Here is a 15,259-nt window from a genome sequence, read left to right as displayed (position 1 = left end):
TGTTATCTGCGCAGTATAAAAGGGCTGGGGACGACCCCAATCAAGCCCTGAGAATCACCGGGACGGCCCGGAATTCAGGTGATTAACAGATGTTTGCTAAAGTTCTTATTGCCAATCGTGGTGCTATTGCCTGCCGTATCATTCGCACACTACGAAAAATGGGCGTGACCAGTGTTGCTGTGTACAGCGAAGCGGACACTGACAGCCTGCATGTTCTGCAGGCGGATGAAGCCTACTCCCTTGGGGAAGGGGCAGCCACTCAAACCTATCTTGATCAGGATAAAATTTTAGCCATAGCCAAAGCGTCAGGTGCTGAAGCGATTCATCCCGGCTATGGCTTTCTGAGTGAGAACCCCGGTTTTGTCGGGCGTTGTGAAGCGCAGGGGGTAGTCTTTTTAGGGCCGACTCCGCAGCAGATGAACGATTTTGGTCTGAAACATTCAGCCCGTGAGCTGGCAGAGCAGGGGCAGGTGCCGCTGTTACCGGGTACCGGCTTGCTACAAAGCCTGGAAGAAACCCTCTCCGAAGCTACCCGGATAGGCTATCCGCTGATGCTGAAGAGTACAGCCGGTGGCGGCGGTATCGGTATGCAGCGCTGCAACACGGAAGCTGAACTCACAGAAGCTTATGATTCCGTCCGTCGTCTCAGTGAAAATAATTTCAGCAACAGCGGCATCTTTCTTGAGAAGTTTATCGAGCAGGCCCGTCATATTGAGGTGCAGATCTTTGGTGATGGTGCGGGCAAGGTGGTTGCACTGGGGGAGCGGGACTGTTCCGCTCAGCGTCGTAACCAGAAAGTAATTGAGGAAACCCCGGCACCTAATCTCAGTGATGAGACCCGTGCGGCGCTGCAACGCACCGCGATCCGTCTGGCAGAGCAGGTGAATTACCGCAATGCCGGTACGGTTGAGTTTGTTCTGGATCAGACCGATGAGCAGTTCTATTTTCTTGAGGTCAATACCCGTCTTCAAGTTGAACATGGTGTTACCGAGGAGGTCTTCGGTGTTGATCTGGTGGAGTGGATGGTCAGACAGGGGGCGGGTGAACTGTCGCTGACTGAACTTGAAACAACGCTCGTGCCTGCGGGGCATGCGATTCAGGTGCGGGTTTATGCCGAAGATGCTAATAAGGAGTTTCAGCCCTGTGCCGGTTTACTGACGGCTGTTGAATGGCCAGAGATGGAAGGTTTGAGAGTTGAGCACTGGATTGAAGCCGGTGTTGAGGTATCGCCTTTCTTTGATCCTATGCTGGCTAAAGTGATCTTCTACGGGGAGACACGGGACGCTGCTCTGGCCGGTCTTTCACAGGCGTTAGCCGAGTCCTCTGTGTATGGGATTGAGCATAACCTCAGTTATCTGCAACAACTGCTGCACAGTGATGTGGTGCAAAACGCTGAGGTACTGACCCGCTCATTGAATGATTTTGTCTATCGGCCCTCTACTTTTGATGTTATCAGTGCTGGCACTCAGACGACGATTCAGGATTATCCTGGTCGTGAAGGGTTCTGGGATATCGGTGTGCCGCCCTCAGGCCCGATGGACTCCGTGAGCTTCCGTCTGGCTAATCAGCTGCTGCATAACCCTGCCGATGCCGCCGGATTAGAGATGATCATCAGTGGTCCGACACTGCGGTTTAATCAGGCCAGCCAGATCGTGCTTAGCGGTGCGGCGCTGGAGGCGACCCTGGATGGTGAGCCCGTGGCGATGTGGTCAGTCGTCGGGGTTAACGCTGGTCAGACCCTGAAGCTGGGCAAAATAACCGGGCCGGGTGCCCGGAGCTATCTCTCTGTTGCCGGTGGTATTCAGTGTCCTGAGTATCTGGGAAGTCGCTCTACCTTTACCCTGGGGCAGTTTGGTGGTCATGGTGGTCGGGCGCTGCGTCCGGGGGATGTGCTGCATCTGGATACCGACTTTGCGTTGACCGCCTGTGCGGGCGAGACGATCAGGCAACCGCCACAGCTGGTCGAAAAGTGGAATATCCGGGTTATTTATGGCCCTCATGGTGCACCTGATTTCTTTACCGACGATGATATTAAGCAGTTTTTTGCCGCTGAGTGGCAGGTGCACTTTAATTCCAGCCGTACCGGTGTTCGTTTAATCGGTCCTAAGCCTGAGTGGGCTCGGGAGGATGGTGGCGAAGCGGGTCTGCACCCCTCTAATATTCATGATAATGCTTATGCTGTCGGCACTATCGATTTTACCGGGGATATGCCGGTTATTTTAGGTCCGGATGGCCCGAGCCTGGGGGGCTTTGTCTGTCCTGCGACCATTATCAAGGCGGATCTGTGGAAAATGGGCCAGCTGAAAGCGGGCGACCGGGTCTCCTTTGAACCGGTCTCTATTGCCGATGCTACCCTGGCGGAGCGTCAGCTGTTAGAGCAGATCGATCAGCTTTCAATCTCTGAAACGCCGCTGGCGAGCAGCGAACTGACAACACCGGTTATTAAGCAGCTGCCAGCTGAGCGCTATGGCGAGAAAGTGGTCTACTGCCCCAGTGGTGAAGACTTCCTGCTGGTAGAGTATGGGCCACAGCTGCTGGATATTCGCCTGCGTTTCCGGGTTCATGCGCTGATGCTTAAACTACAGGCGATGGACATTCCCGGTGTTAAAGAGTTGACGCCGGGCATCCGTTCTCTTCAGGTGCATTATGACAACCTCAGATTACCGCTAGATCAGCTGCTTGAACTGTTAGAACACGCAGAAGCGGATCTGGGTGATATCGATGCACTCACCGTGCCCGCCCGGGTGGTTCATCTGCCGCTCTCCTGGGATGACGAAGCGACCCGTCTGGCGATCAGAAAGTATGACGAAGTGGTACGTAAGAATGCGCCCTGGTGTCCGGACAACATCGAATTTATCCGTCGTATTAACGGTTTAGAGTCTGTCGAAGAGGTCAAGAAAATTGTCTTTGATGCCCGCTATCTGGTGATGGGGCTGGGCGATGTTTATCTGGGGGCGCCGGTGGCTACACCGATGGATCCCCGCCACCGTCTGGTGACGACAAAATATAACCCTGCCCGTACATGGACACCGGAAAATGCGGTCGGTATCGGCGGTGCCTACATGTGTATCTATGGTATGGAAGGGCCGGGGGGATACCAGTTTATCGGTCGGACGTTGCAGATGTGGAACCGTTATCGTCAGACTGACGCTTTTGAGAAACCCTGGTTGCTGCGCTTCTTTGATCAGATCTGCTTTTACGAAGTGAGTGCAGAAGAGTTGCTGGAGATTCGTCAACAGCATCCGCGAGGGCAATACCCGGTGCGTATCGAGGAAACCGAATTCTCGCTGGGTGAATACCAGCATTTGCTGGATGAGCATCAGACCGAGATTCAGCAAGCCAAAATTCGTCAGCAAACCGCGTTTGAAGCGGAGCGTCAGCGCTGGGTGGAATCAGGGGATGCCAATTTCGCTGCGGATACGATGCTGGAAGCTCAGGACAGTGATGAACGGCTGGCGGAACATGAAGTTGCGATCGAGAGCCATGTGGCCGGCAATATCTGGCAAGTGATCGTCGAACCCGGACAGAAAGTTGCCGCCGGTGAGGTGGTGATGGTTCTTGAGGCGATGAAGATGGAGCTTGAGGTCACTGCGCCGGAAGCCGGCGTGATCACCTCTGTATGTCAGGCATCTGGCTCTCAGGTTCATGCGGGTCAGCGTCTGATGGTGATCAACACCCTTATCAATGATGGTCAAAATTCAACACTGGAGGAATCTGAATAATGATGCCTAATGTTACTGTAACTGGGCTTCTGGCCGCCTATCAATGTGGCGAGTTGTCTCCGGCTGAAGAGTTATCCAGCCGTCTGGCCCGGGCCCGGGCAGACCAGTCAAATTGCTGGATAGAGTGTATCAGCGATGATCAGTTAGCTGATTATCTGAGCTATTTAGAGGGCCACTCACCCGCAGACCTGCCTCTCTACGGTGTGCCGTTTGCTGTGAAAGATAATATTGATGTTGCTGGTTTGCCCACAACCGCCGCCTGTAAAGAGTTTGCTTACCAGCCTGATCAGAACGCTTTTGTGGTTCAGAAACTGATCGAGGCGGGGGCGGTGCCTCTGGGAAAAACCAATCTGGATCAGTTTGCGACCGGTCTGGTCGGTACGCGAAGCCCATGGGGGCCGGTAAAAAACAGCTTTAACCCTGAGTATATTTCCGGTGGCTCCAGTTCTGGCAGTGCTGTGACGGTTGCCTCAGGCCAGGTCTGTTTCTCTCTCGGTACGGATACTGCGGGTTCTGGCCGGGTACCGGCTGCGTTTAATAATATTCTTGGTTTGAAAGCCAGTAAGGGGATGGTGAGTTGTAGCGGCCTGGTGCCCGCTTGCCGGACACTGGATTGTATCACTCTGTTTGCGCATACCACTGATGATCTGAACCTGCTACTGGAGACGGCGGGTCAGTATGATGCTGAGGATTGCTATGCCAGAGAGAATCTGCCTCAGAATTCGGCATCCGCCTATCAGCCTGACAATGTTCTCAAGGGTGCCAGAATCGGTGTTCCACGGGAGGATCAACTGGCATTTTTTGGTAATGAAAGCGCGAAGAAACTGTTCATGGCGTCGCTGGAGATGTTGAAGGCGCAGCAGGTTGAACTGATCGAGATCGACTTTCAGCCCTTTGCTGAAGCGGCATTGCTGCTCTATGAGGGGCCCTGGGTTGCTGAGCGTTATGCGGCGATTGATACATTTTTCGAAGAGGATTCCAGCCGTTGTCATCCGGTTATCGAGACCATACTCAAAGGGGCAGAGGGAAAAACAGCAGCCGATGCGTTTAAAGCGATCTATCAGTTGCAGGCCTACAAGGTTGAGTGTGACCGTATTATGGAAGACCTGGATGTGATGGTCATTCCTACAGCCGGTACCATCTATACCATTGAGGAGCTGCTGAATGATCCGATTCGTCTGAACTCGAACATCGGCCACTATACCAACTTCATGAACCTGCTGGATTACGCAGGTATCGCTGTACCCGCCGGTATTCTGGACAGTGGTCTGCCTTTTGGCATCACCTTTGTCGGCCCGGCATGGTCCGACCGGAAACTGTTAAGTTTTGGTGGCGAGTGGCAACAGTTGATGGGGATGCCATTGGGTGCAACCAAAACGCCGTTGCCCGCATTGGCAGCCAGAGAGCCTGTGGCAAAGGCATCGATGGACACAGGTAACATTGAGATAGCGGTATGTGGTGCTCATCTGGAAGGCCTGCCGTTGAACTTTCAGTTACTGGAAAGGGGCGCTGAGCTGGTCAGAGTTACCCAGACTGCCGAAAAGTATAAGTTCTACGCGCTGGCCGGAGGGCCTCCGTTCCGGCCCGGCCTGATCCGTACTGAGGATGGAGGCACCTCGATCGAGGTGGAAGTCTGGAAGATACCGGGTGAACATTTGGGCAGCTTTCTGGCGGGTATTCCACAGCCGTTGGGGCTGGGAAAGGTGGAGCTTGCTGATGGCAACTGGGTAACCAGCTTTATCTGTGAAGGTTATGCCATCGCTGATGCTGAAGATATCAGTCACTTCAGTGGCTGGAGAAACTATATGGCTGCAAAATAATTTCAGGCCTGTCTTTGGCACCCCCTGACACTGTCTGACAGGTCAGGGGGGTAACATCGCCTAATCTCAGATGTCGTATCCTCAACCCGGCTGAGCGAATGTAGCAGACCCGACAATCCCCTCTGATCTGTTCAGATTATGACAAACAACTCTCCTTTGGTTTTTACTAAACTCTTTTAAATTCAATGATATAGTTAATGGCGCGTGGTTTGCAAAGGTTTCTCCATAGTAACTGAATCTGATTTATAGCCTGAGGGCTGCAGAGGAGAAACACTGATGGAATTGAACGTCTTAAATGCTGATCAGGCTGCGGCCTCCGCCGAAGGTTGTAGCGCCAGTGCCTGTGGCAGCAGCAATGATCAAATGAGTCACCTTCCCGATTCAATCCGTGAGAAGGTTCAGAATCATCCCTGTTATTCAGAGGAAGCCCATCACTATTTTGCCCGTATGCATGTGGCGGTGGCACCCGCCTGTAACATTCAGTGTCACTACTGTAACAGAAAATATGACTGTGCTAATGAGTCCCGTCCGGGGGTGGTGTCTGAACTGTTAACGCCGGATCAGGCGGTGAAGAAAACCAAGGCGGTAGCCGCCAATATTCCACAGATGACCGTGCTGGGCATTGCCGGTCCGGGTGATCCGCTGGCCAACCCTGAACGCACCTTTGAGACCTTCCGCCGGCTGAGTGCTGAAGCGCCGGATATCAAACTCTGTGTGTCTACTAATGGTCTGACACTGCCGATGCATGTGGAAGAGCTGGCCAAACACAATATTGATCATGTCACCATCACCATCAACTGTATCGATCCGGAAGTGGGGGCAAAAATCTATCCCTGGATCTACTGGAACAACCGTCGGGTGCGGGGTAGAGCCGCTGCCAAAATTCTGATTCAACAGCAGCAGAAAGGTCTTGAGATGCTGGTGGCCAAAGGGATTCTGGTCAAGGTGAACTCAGTACTGATTCCCGGGGTAAACGATGAGCACCTGAAAGTGGTGAGTAAGATCGTTAAAGAGAAGGGCGCTTTCCTGCATAACGTTATGCCGCTGATCGCTGAAGAGGAACACGGTACTTTCTACGGTGTGATGGGACAGCGTGGCCCCAGTGATGAAGAGCTGCAGGACCTGCAGGATGCTTGTTCCGGTGATATGAATATGATGCGTCATTGTCGTCAGTGCCGTGCAGATGCGGTGGGGATGTTGGGAGAAGACCGGGGCTCAGAGTTTACCCTGGATAAGATTGAAACGATGGATATCGATTACGATGCGGCGATGAAAACCCGGGCGATCGTTCACAAGGGAATCGAAGAGGAGCTGGCCGAGAAGCAGCTTAAGCGCGAAAGACTGGCTGGGGTTAAAGTGCCATCGGGCCCTGTTGCAGCGAACAAGAGTTTCCGCCCGGTACTGATGGCCGTAGCGACCAGTGGTGGTGGTGTGATTAACCAGCATTTTGGTCATGCAACTGAGTTTCTTGTCTATGAAGCCTCTGGTAACGGGGTGCGCTTTATCGGTCACCGTAAGGTAGATCAATACTGTATCGGCAACGATACCTGTGGTGAAAAAGAGAGCGCGCTGGCGGGCAGTATCCGGGCCCTGTCCGGCTGTGAAGCCGTACTCTGTTCGAAGATCGGTTATGAGCCATGGGGCTTGCTGGAAGATGCTGGTATTGCTCCCAACGGTGAGTATGCCATGGAGCCGATTGAAGAGGCGGTGATGTCGGTTTATCAGGAGATGATTACGGCGGGTAAGCTGGATGCCGAATCTGAACTGAAAAAAGCTGAAGTCTGAGGAGGTTACGATGGCTTTAACTATTGTAGAAAGCTGCGTTAACTGCTGGGCCTGTCTCGATGTCTGCCCCAGTGACGCGATCGTTAGTGCAGAACCGCATTTCCTGATTGAGAGTAAAAACTGCACCGAGTGTGAAGGTGATTATGCCGATCCGCAGTGTGCCAGTATCTGCCCGATTGAGGGGGCCATCCTCAACGCTTTTGGTGATCCGATCAACCCTAAAGGGTCTCTGACTGGCATCAAGCCCGAGTTGAAGGATGATGCGCTGAAAGAGATTCAGGCCCGCTAACGTTATGGCAACAGTCATTTTTTATGAAAAGCCGGGCTGTATTAATAACACCCGGCAGAAAAAACTGTTGCAGGCTGCCGGGCATCAGGTTGATGAGCGGAATCTGTTAACGCACCCCTGGGACGTGGTCAGTCTGACACGGTTTTTATCCACTGAGAGTCAGGATAGCTGGTTGAATAAAACCCATCCGGGTCTGAAATCAGGGGATATAGAACTGGATCTGAGTCAACCAGACTCCGTACTGGCAGCAATGTGCCAAGACCCGTTGCTGATTCGGCGGCCGCTGATGGAGATCAATGGGCACTGTTTGCAGGGGTTTGATGCAGAGCTGCTGGATCAGTTGATCGGGTTAAGCGTAATGCCCGATGGGGATATCGAAACCTGTCCCCGCAGCCAGCACGCCAGCTCGTGTAAATAGTGCCTGTAATTTAAATTTAGCTCATGTAAACAGAAAGGTGGGATATGTTAATGCAAGCAGCCCAGCCTCAGGTGCCTGAGGAACTCTATACAGAGCTGTTGGACGTTATTGGCAGTGCAGAGGCAGATAGATATCTGATCCGCCTGATTCTGGCCGCCCGGGAGGGGCGTGGTTGTCTGCCGCTCCATTTAGGGCTCGATGAGGCTGTCTTTGAGGCACTTATCTATCGCTGCTTTTCTGAAATTCAGCGCTGGCTGATCCTGCATACCCGGGTACCGGCGGCGGTGATTGAACGGAGCGAAACCCGCAATGAATTGCTGAGTCTACGGCAGGATGAGCAGCAGGAACTAACCGCGCTGCTTGAACAGTATCGCAATCCGGAGGTTGATCCGGTGCTGTCTGTGATTATCGCGACTGGCTGTCTGGGAGGGGATCACCTCTGGCGCGATCTGGGCTTTGACAACCGGGACTGGCTGTCGGAGATGATGGCAGTGGCTTATCCAGAGCTGAAAGCAAAAAATTCAAAGGATATGAAGTGGAAACGGTTTCTCTATAAGCAACTGTGTGAAACCGGCGGTCACTATGTCTGTCGGGCACCCAGCTGTGAAGAGTGCGCCACCTATGCGGACTGTTTCGGGCCAGAGGTCTGAGCGGTGAGCAGGCTGACAGCGACGCCACCCGGGTGGCAGGAAAGCGTAGATCTGCTGAGTTACCATCAGCAGTCAAAGCATCATCTGCAGGGCTATGCGGAAGGGCCGCAAACCCTGGACTGGGATGACCAGCCAGACCCGTTCAGGCGCTTCTATGATACGTTTTTTATCGATCTGCCGCTGCTGGACGGTGATCTTCCGGTTAGCTGTGCTGAGCTGTTCGTCGCGTCTGCAGAGCCCCAGCCCTGGTCACTGGAAAACCTGTCGCTATTGCTCAGATACAGTGCCGGTCTGTCTGCATGGAAAACCATGGGGACAGACCGCTGGTCGCTGAGAACCGTTCCCTCCAGTGGTAATCTGCATCCGGGTGAACTCTATCTGCTGCTGCCTGCCAGCACGTTTTGCAAAGCAGGTCTGTATCATTATGACGTTTATCATCATCGTCTTAGCCTGCGTGCTCTGTTGCCGACATATGCTCAGGGAGCGGTCTATCTGATTCAGACCAGTATCTTACAGCGCGAGGCCTGGAAGTATGGTGTGCGTGCGCTGCGCTATTGCTGGCTGGATGCCGGACATCAGCGTGGCCAGTGTCAGGCTGTTGCCGGACTACTTGGCTGGCAACTGCATGATCTGTCGGTTCCGCGGCAACGTTTATCTCAGTTGTGCGGCCTGACACGGCCGGAATATATCGCTGTGGAGCGCGAATATCCGCAATGGATCTGTCAGTTGAATCATTGTGTTACAACCACAACGTCAGACAGCGGAGTTCTGGAGAAGATTATCAGTAGCGCCGGGACAGACTGGAGCGGACAGCCTAATAAGCTGGCCCCGGACCCGTTACAGTACTGGCCACTACCCTTTGCGGCAGCGGAACAGCTGGATACCGCCGTGACCCCTGCCTTGCGGTTCTCTCAGCAGGGTGATCTGCCTGCCGATTTCAGTGGTGCAGCACAGGACCCCTGGAAGTTGATACTGTCACGCAGAAGCGGACAGGCCTATGCCCCGGAGAGCCATTATCCGTTGTCACTGTTTCAGCAGATGATGGCAGCCTTGCAACCGGGCGCCAGCCGCCTGTTACCCGATCAGCCGAAGATACATCTGCTCTGTTTTGTCCATGCGGTTGCTGGGCTAATACCGGGCATCTATCTGTTGCCCCGCTCTGGCCATGGCGCACAACTATTTCAGGATCAGCTGCAGCGCTGGCAACCCTGGGAAACGGTTGAACTTGCCGGAGTTGCGACAGCCTGGCGGATGAAAACAGCCAATACCCGCAAAGCGGCGGGACAACTCTGTTGCAATCAGCCGATCGCGGCTAACAGCTGTTTTACGCTGATTTTTCTTACCGAGTATGAACAACCACCGATGGTGCTCAGCCATGGCAGTGACTGTCCGCAGCTCTATCAGGAGGCAGGCATACTTGGGCAGCAGATCTATCTCCATTCAACGGCACAGGGCTATAGTGGTACGGGCATCGGTTGCTTTTTCGATGATGCCATTCACGAGCTTATCGGTCTTGAAAATCACAGTTTGCAGGCTCTTTATGGCTTTGCAGTGGGTGATCCGCTACGCGATGAACGGATCACTCAATTATCCGGTTATTACCATCTGCGGGAGCGATTTGTATGACACAGGTTCAACAGATTTCAATTCAGGATGCCGAAGCGATGCTTGAAAGTCAGGATGTGCTGCTGCTCGATTCAAGGGATCCGCGGGACTATAAGAGCAGTCATCATCCTAAGGCGATGTTACTGGGCGATCACAATCAGGAGCACCTGCTGATGAAGACCCCTAAAGAGCGTCCGGTGATGGTGTACTGCTACCTGGGCCACGCCAGTATTGAGAAAGCGAGAATGTTTGCTGACTTTGGTTTTAAGCATTGTTACAGCGTGGAGGGTGGATTTACTGCCTGGAAGAAACAGCTGCAGTAAGCGTGTTGAAAGAGCGTGTTAGAAAGGACGGTGGAATGAGTGATTTAGTACAGGGCGCACAGAGTGAGTTGATGCAGGCGGCCCGCTATGGTGATCTGGTCAGAATACAGTTGCTGCTGGGTCATAGCTCAGTCAATGAGTTAAACAGTGATAGTAATAATGCGCTCTGGTTTGCCTGCTTTAGTAACAGCAAAGAGGCGGTGCAATTATTACTTGAGAACGGTGCAGATATCGATAACCAGAACGTCAATGGGGCGACCGCACTGATCTATAGCGCGTCTGCAGGGAAAACCGAGATTGTTGAGTTGTTGTTAGCCGCTGGAGCAGACCCGTCACTGCAAACGCTGGACGATTTTACGGCGCTGGATCTGGCCGCGAATATCAGAATTATGAAGATGCTTCGAAATCACAGAACAGTAGATTAACAGGAAGGTAAACCGATGAATACTGAAGAGAAAATTCGTAAACAGTTAGCGGAAAATCCGGTTCTTCTCTATATGAAGGGAACGCCTGAAGAACCAAAGTGCGGTTTTTCCCGCAATGCGGTCAATGCGCTTAGCGAATTAGGCGCCACTTACAGCTACATCAATGTGCTGGAAGCTCCCTTTATCCGCGAAAAGCTTCCATCAGTGTCGGACTGGCCGACCTTTCCACAACTGTTCATCAAGGGTGAACTGGTGGGCGGTTCTGATGTGGTGTGCGACATGGCGGCGGATGGCAGCCTGAAGCAGATGCTTGATCAGGTCGGGGAACCGGTATGATTAGTAAAGAGCAGGTCAGCCAGATTGTCATGGCTGAGTTTCCCGATGCTGAACTGGATATCAGCGGTGAAGAGTGCGATCTGACCCTGCGGGTTATCAGTGAATCTTTTGCCGGCGTGTCTCCGGTAGAGCGACAGAAGCGGGTGTTAAACCTGTTTCAAGCGCAACTGAAAAGCGGCGCATTGCATGCATTAACCGTTAAAGCTTACACCCTGCAGCAGTTTATTGACCTGCAGAACCAGTTTCTGGTGCAGCTGGAAAACGACTGAGGAGTACTATGGTATGAATGATGAAAACCTGTTTGATGAGCAGTTTCTGGATGTGACTAATAAACTGATCGGAATCGCCAACGAGATGGGCGAAAAATATGGTGAGCATAAGGCCAGTGTGGCTTTTATCTATGCGGCCGCCCGTTACAACGGTTACATTGCTGCCAGTAGCGTTACCAGTGCAGAGGAGCTGGAGGCAAAACGGTCTAAAGCGGTTGAGTATTTCACCGACCGGTTCCGGCAGCTCTATGATGGCAACCTGCAGGAGTATGTGGCCAACTTTGATGAGTATATGGGTAAGGCCGACGCTGACTCCTCGGCATCCAATGGATGATTTGTCAGTTTTACAACATCCAGCGTCAGGCAACTCCTGGCGCTGAAGTTACTTCTGCTACAAGAAACCTTGTCATAAACCCCTCAATTTCAGATTTTATAAAAATTAATTCTTTAAAATCAATTGACTAATCTATGGTTCATTTCTTGCTGTTAACCAGTTTCCATTAATTTGAATATGAGGGGCTATCTAATGGCCAATGTCTATTTTTCATCACCTATCATGTCGAAAAATATGAAGGTAGAAGCGGTTGCCGGTAAACGAAACACGCTGCTGGGTCTTGCTAAGGAACACAATGTTAAAATTCCACGTGAGTGTGAAGATGGTCAGTGTGGTTCCTGCCTGGTTAAAGTGACCCACCTTGATGGTTTTCGTGTGAAAGGGATGATGCTGACCGATAAAGAGAAAAACGTGCTGAAATCAATCGGCAAACTGCCAAAGTCAGAACAGGAGCGGGCAGAGGTGAAAGACCTGCCACCGACTTACCGTCTGGCCTGTCAGACCATCGTCACCGATGAAGATCTGCTGGTTGAGTTTACCGGCGAGCCCGGCGGCGCTTAATCCCGCGGTTGTCGGATTCTAATAAGATCGGAAGGAGGCATTCTTCCGATTTTTTTATGGGCCAAGGGGAAGAGTCGCTAGTGGTTAGACGCTGCGCTTGCTAGTGGTTAGAAAAAGCCTTCTTTATTTAACCGGGTGAAAACGAGCTTGTAAGATGGTTTATCACTCGTTCCCACGCTCCCGCGTGGGAATGCAGATCTAGTTATCAGGTTTAATACACTTTTTTAAAATCACCTACGAAAAAATCTCAAGGGCATCTTTGCTGAAAAACAAGGAGATACTGAATTTGGGAGGTGGCTGGGTTTAAGAACACCGGAATTCAGTGCAATACCGTCAGGGTGACGAAGTGGGGTTGCTAAGGTTCGGTGATTTTATAGCGGCTTCTACCCATTATGCATACTCCTTATGCATTCCCACGCAGGAGCGTGGGAACGAGACATTGTCAGAGCATACTATGCAGGCGCCTTAAAATCGTGAGTCATTTTCACAAGGTATTCCATCGTGATCTCCATCCATTTTAGTATTAGGGCAGTTCCGAATGAAGAACTCGGCCTCGGCTCTTGAGCGCATTTGGCTACAATGCTGCCGACCGTCACAACTGAATTGTTGATCTAGTGTTTTAGGTGAAGATAAACTTGAATTTCTATATGTTGAAATACTTCCGCTGGAGAAGCTTGAGCTTGTAACAATGTGGGATGAGGATCCGTCATTCATATTAGCGACAACGACTATAATGAGAAGTCCAATTATTTGTAGTTTGAATGGACCTTTTGCGTCCTGCCAGTGAACGACTAAGTAAATTACGGCAACTGGGGCGATTAGCAAGACAGCAAGACCCCAGAGTATGCTGGTTCTGAACGCGGCTATGAGAAGGCCTATCCCGCCAATAATCAATATCCCGATGCCAATAAATAAAATTATCTCGGTCACACGATTTTCCTTTAGTGCATTTTAATTAATCGTTCCCACGCTCCTGCGTGGGAATGCAGATCTTGCTACCATGCCCGACAAATTTCTAATAATCCAGCAGCACCGGCGTAATCTTTTGCGCTGGAGTATCGCCAATGCTCGGCTTCATCCACATAACCTCGCTTGACCGGATTTTGGTGAATATATTCGATCTTTTGCCGCATCATCTCTTCATTTTGAATCAGTTCTGGATGCACGCCTTCCTGCCAGAATTGATAAGCCCGGTCAGTTTTATGGGCTTTTTTATAAAAAGCCAGTTGATCCAGAATTTGCCTGACATTGCGCTCAGCAAGGTATTGAATCAGTTGTTTCGCTGTCCATGATTTGAGTCGTGCTATGTCATGATCCAGTGCATTGCTTTGAAGAATAAGGTGACAGTGGTTTTCTAAAATCACCCAGGCATAAACTTTGAGGCCATCTTTACTTAAAAAGCGCAGGGCATCGAGCAGAACATTGACGGTGTCAGGGCGTGTGAACACCGGAATCCAGTGCAACACCGTCAGGGTGACGAAATGTGGTTGCTGAGGTTCGGTTATTTTGTAGCGGCTTCTACCCATTATGCATATTCCTTATGCATTCCCACGCGGGAGCGTGGGAACGAGACAAGATCGGAAGGAGGCATTCTTCCGATTTTTTTATGGGCCAAGGGGAAGAGTCGCTAGTGGTTAGACGCTGCGCTTGCTAGTGGTTAGATGTGAAATTCAGAGAGGTTGTTCACAACTCGGTTGTATAGGAAGCTGTTGGTTGCGAAATCAATAGCCCTTTAAACAGAGGAGTGAACAACCATGCATAAGAATGCAAAATCTAGCCTCCATAGTCGAGTTTTAATTGTCAAAAAATATCTTGAAGAAGAGGTGCCTGTCTCCGAACTGGCTGACTTTTTCGAGGTATCTAAAAGCCTGATCTATCGCTGGATCAGGCGATATCATCAAGAAGGCCTCAATGGACTTCGGGATCGTAAAAGTCGACCTAAACGCATCTCATCGCGAACGCTTTATTGGCAAGAGCAAGCGATAAAAGCACTGGCCCTGGGTGGCTGGTCACAAACGGATATTGCTGCCACACTCAAGATGCCGTTGTCGACGGTCTGTGTTGTTGCCCATCGCATGTGTGGTCACCTGCTGAAAAAGACAGAGCCTGTCCGTCGTTATGAATACGATGAGCCAGGCGGGCTAATTCACTTCGATATCAAGCGTGTCGCACGTTTCAGCCAGCCAGGCCACCGCAAGACAGGTGTTCGTAAAGTGATGACCAAAGGTGCTGGCTGGGAATACGTGCATATCTGTATCGATGATTATACTCGTTGGAGCCATGCAGAAGTTCACCCCAGGCAATCGGCTAAGGATGCTGTCAGGTTCTTTGAAAACACCCTCAAAATACTGAAAGCAATGGATGTGAAGGTAAAACGGGTGCTGACGGATAATGGTAAGTGCTACACCAGCAGAGCCTTTAGAAATGCCGTCAAAGCGATCGGTGCACGCCCCATGAATACGCGCCCCTATCGCCCTCAGACAAACGGTAAAGCGGAACGTTTTATGCAGACGCTGATTCGGGAGTGGTCTTACGGCAAACTGTATAACAATTCCGCTCAGCGAAATGCGAAACTACCCTGTTATCTGAAGAGGTATAACCTTGTCAGACCACATGGTAGTTTAAACAAGCAACCGCCTATAAGCCGGTTACTTGTGAACAACGTATCTGAAATCTACAGTTAGAAAAAGCCTTCTTTATTTAACCGGGTGAAAACGAGCTT

At 51.4% G+C, this 15,259-nt stretch carries 16 protein-coding genes; 14 read left to right on the top strand and 2 right to left on the bottom strand.

Annotation, left to right across the window (positions count from 1 at the left end; translation table 11 throughout):
• Window positions 1-89: 89 nt before the first annotated feature.
• The 13 genes from uca to OCU43_RS15560 all read left to right on the top strand — a co-directional run bounded on the left by uca (window position 90) and on the right by OCU43_RS15560 (window position 12,537).
• Complete coding sequence (uca, locus tag OCU43_RS15620) at window positions 90-3,722, top strand: urea carboxylase (RefSeq protein WP_091362196.1); 3,633 nt, start codon at window positions 90-92, stop codon at window positions 3,720-3,722.
• Window positions 3,722-5,542 carry an allophanate hydrolase gene (atzF, locus tag OCU43_RS15615; protein ID WP_245756651.1) on the top strand — a complete coding sequence of 607 codons (1,821 nt, stop codon included), beginning with the start codon at window positions 3,722-3,724 and terminating at the stop codon, window positions 5,540-5,542. Before uca ends, atzF begins: the two co-directional genes overlap by 1 nt.
• A gap of 276 nt (window positions 5,543-5,818) precedes the next feature.
• Window positions 5,819-7,327, top strand: a complete 1,509-nt coding sequence (gene nifB, locus OCU43_RS15610) for a nitrogenase cofactor biosynthesis protein NifB (RefSeq protein WP_091362195.1) — start codon at window positions 5,819-5,821, stop codon at window positions 7,325-7,327.
• 10 nt (window positions 7,328-7,337) lie between these two features.
• Window positions 7,338-7,616, top strand: coding sequence for a 4Fe-4S binding protein (locus OCU43_RS15605; RefSeq protein WP_091362194.1), 279 nt, complete (start codon window positions 7,338-7,340; stop codon window positions 7,614-7,616).
• 4 nt (window positions 7,617-7,620) lie between these two features.
• Window positions 7,621-8,034 (top strand): thioredoxin domain-containing protein, encoded by a 414-nt coding sequence (locus OCU43_RS15600; RefSeq protein ID WP_091362193.1) that lies wholly within the window; start codon window positions 7,621-7,623, stop codon window positions 8,032-8,034.
• Window positions 8,035-8,078: 44 nt separating this feature from the next.
• Window positions 8,079-8,684 (top strand): nitrogen fixation protein NifQ, encoded by a 606-nt coding sequence (locus tag OCU43_RS15595; RefSeq protein ID WP_217647485.1) that lies wholly within the window; start codon window positions 8,079-8,081, stop codon window positions 8,682-8,684.
• A gap of 3 nt (window positions 8,685-8,687) precedes the next feature.
• Window positions 8,688-10,310, top strand: a complete 1,623-nt coding sequence (locus OCU43_RS15590; RefSeq protein ID WP_091362192.1) for a nitroreductase family protein — start codon at window positions 8,688-8,690, stop codon at window positions 10,308-10,310.
• Window positions 10,307-10,612 (top strand): rhodanese-like domain-containing protein, encoded by a 306-nt coding sequence (locus tag OCU43_RS15585; protein ID WP_091362191.1) that lies wholly within the window; start codon window positions 10,307-10,309, stop codon window positions 10,610-10,612. The genes OCU43_RS15590 and OCU43_RS15585 overlap by 4 nt, the downstream gene beginning before the upstream one ends.
• 35 nt (window positions 10,613-10,647) lie before the next feature.
• Entirely contained in the window at window positions 10,648-11,037 is a 390-nt protein-coding gene (locus tag OCU43_RS15580; protein ID WP_091362190.1) for an ankyrin repeat domain-containing protein, read from the top strand.
• Between the two features lie 15 nt (window positions 11,038-11,052).
• The gene (grxD, locus tag OCU43_RS15575) at window positions 11,053-11,373 is read left to right on the top strand and encodes a Grx4 family monothiol glutaredoxin (protein ID WP_091362189.1); all 321 of its coding nucleotides are present in this window, start codon (window positions 11,053-11,055) and stop codon (window positions 11,371-11,373) included.
• Entirely contained in the window at window positions 11,370-11,642 is a 273-nt protein-coding gene (locus OCU43_RS15570; protein ID WP_091362188.1) for a BolA/IbaG family iron-sulfur metabolism protein, read from the top strand. The genes grxD and OCU43_RS15570 overlap by 4 nt, the downstream gene beginning before the upstream one ends.
• Window positions 11,643-11,655: 13 nt before the next feature.
• Window positions 11,656-11,976 carry a DUF3144 domain-containing protein gene (locus OCU43_RS15565; RefSeq protein ID WP_091362187.1) on the top strand — a complete coding sequence of 107 codons (321 nt, stop codon included), beginning with the start codon at window positions 11,656-11,658 and terminating at the stop codon, window positions 11,974-11,976.
• A 192-nt stretch (window positions 11,977-12,168) separates the two neighbouring features.
• A complete protein-coding gene (locus tag OCU43_RS15560; protein WP_091362186.1) occupies window positions 12,169-12,537 on the top strand; it encodes a 2Fe-2S iron-sulfur cluster binding domain-containing protein in 369 nt (122 codons plus the stop codon).
• 465 nt (window positions 12,538-13,002) lie between these two features.
• Here the strand turns inward: OCU43_RS15560 and OCU43_RS15555 are convergent, their stop codons facing one another.
• Together OCU43_RS15555 and OCU43_RS15550 are read right to left on the bottom strand one after the other, a co-directional pair.
• The gene (locus OCU43_RS15555; RefSeq protein ID WP_261833011.1) at window positions 13,003-13,251 is read right to left on the bottom strand and encodes an excalibur calcium-binding domain-containing protein; all 249 of its coding nucleotides are present in this window, start codon (window positions 13,249-13,251) and stop codon (window positions 13,003-13,005) included.
• Window positions 13,252-13,532: 281 nt separating this feature from the next.
• The gene (locus tag OCU43_RS15550) at window positions 13,533-14,063 is read right to left on the bottom strand and encodes an REP-associated tyrosine transposase (RefSeq protein ID WP_091362185.1); all 531 of its coding nucleotides are present in this window, start codon (window positions 14,061-14,063) and stop codon (window positions 13,533-13,535) included.
• 228 nt (window positions 14,064-14,291) lie between these two features.
• Between OCU43_RS15550 and OCU43_RS15545 the strand changes: the two genes are divergently transcribed.
• A complete protein-coding gene (locus tag OCU43_RS15545) occupies window positions 14,292-15,221 on the top strand; it encodes an IS481 family transposase (protein WP_261832936.1) in 930 nt (309 codons plus the stop codon).
• Window positions 15,222-15,259 lie beyond the last annotated feature (38 nt).

Origin of the sequence: Amphritea atlantica (assembly GCF_024347255.1) — a bacterium.
Classification (GTDB): Bacteria; Pseudomonadota; Gammaproteobacteria; order Pseudomonadales; family Balneatricaceae; genus Amphritea; species Amphritea atlantica.
Note: the sequence above shows the minus strand (reverse complement) of the source record. Positions and strands in the feature narration are given on the sequence as shown.

Coding starts and splice junctions, on each gene's coding strand:
- OCU43_RS15565 (WP_091362187.1), top strand. CDS start 11,656: ATGAATGATGAAAACCTGTTTGATGAGCAGTTTCTGGATGTGACTAAT.
- nifB (WP_091362195.1), top strand. CDS start 5,819: ATGGAATTGAACGTCTTAAATGCTGATCAGGCTGCGGCCTCCGCCGAA.
- OCU43_RS15595 (WP_217647485.1), top strand. CDS start 8,079: ATGTTAATGCAAGCAGCCCAGCCTCAGGTGCCTGAGGAACTCTATACA.
- OCU43_RS15555 (WP_261833011.1), bottom strand. CDS start 13,251: ATGAATGACGGATCCTCATCCCACATTGTTACAAGCTCAAGCTTCTCC.
- OCU43_RS15605 (WP_091362194.1), top strand. CDS start 7,338: ATGGCTTTAACTATTGTAGAAAGCTGCGTTAACTGCTGGGCCTGTCTC.
- OCU43_RS15580 (WP_091362190.1), top strand. CDS start 10,648: ATGAGTGATTTAGTACAGGGCGCACAGAGTGAGTTGATGCAGGCGGCC.
- OCU43_RS15570 (WP_091362188.1), top strand. CDS start 11,370: ATGATTAGTAAAGAGCAGGTCAGCCAGATTGTCATGGCTGAGTTTCCC.
- atzF (WP_245756651.1), top strand. CDS start 3,722: ATGATGCCTAATGTTACTGTAACTGGGCTTCTGGCCGCCTATCAATGT.
- OCU43_RS15545 (WP_261832936.1), top strand. CDS start 14,292: ATGCATAAGAATGCAAAATCTAGCCTCCATAGTCGAGTTTTAATTGTC.
- uca (WP_091362196.1), top strand. CDS start 90: ATGTTTGCTAAAGTTCTTATTGCCAATCGTGGTGCTATTGCCTGCCGT.
- OCU43_RS15585 (WP_091362191.1), top strand. CDS start 10,307: ATGACACAGGTTCAACAGATTTCAATTCAGGATGCCGAAGCGATGCTT.
- OCU43_RS15600 (WP_091362193.1), top strand. CDS start 7,621: ATGGCAACAGTCATTTTTTATGAAAAGCCGGGCTGTATTAATAACACC.
- OCU43_RS15560 (WP_091362186.1), top strand. CDS start 12,169: ATGGCCAATGTCTATTTTTCATCACCTATCATGTCGAAAAATATGAAG.
- grxD (WP_091362189.1), top strand. CDS start 11,053: ATGAATACTGAAGAGAAAATTCGTAAACAGTTAGCGGAAAATCCGGTT.
- OCU43_RS15550 (WP_091362185.1), bottom strand. CDS start 14,063: ATGGGTAGAAGCCGCTACAAAATAACCGAACCTCAGCAACCACATTTC.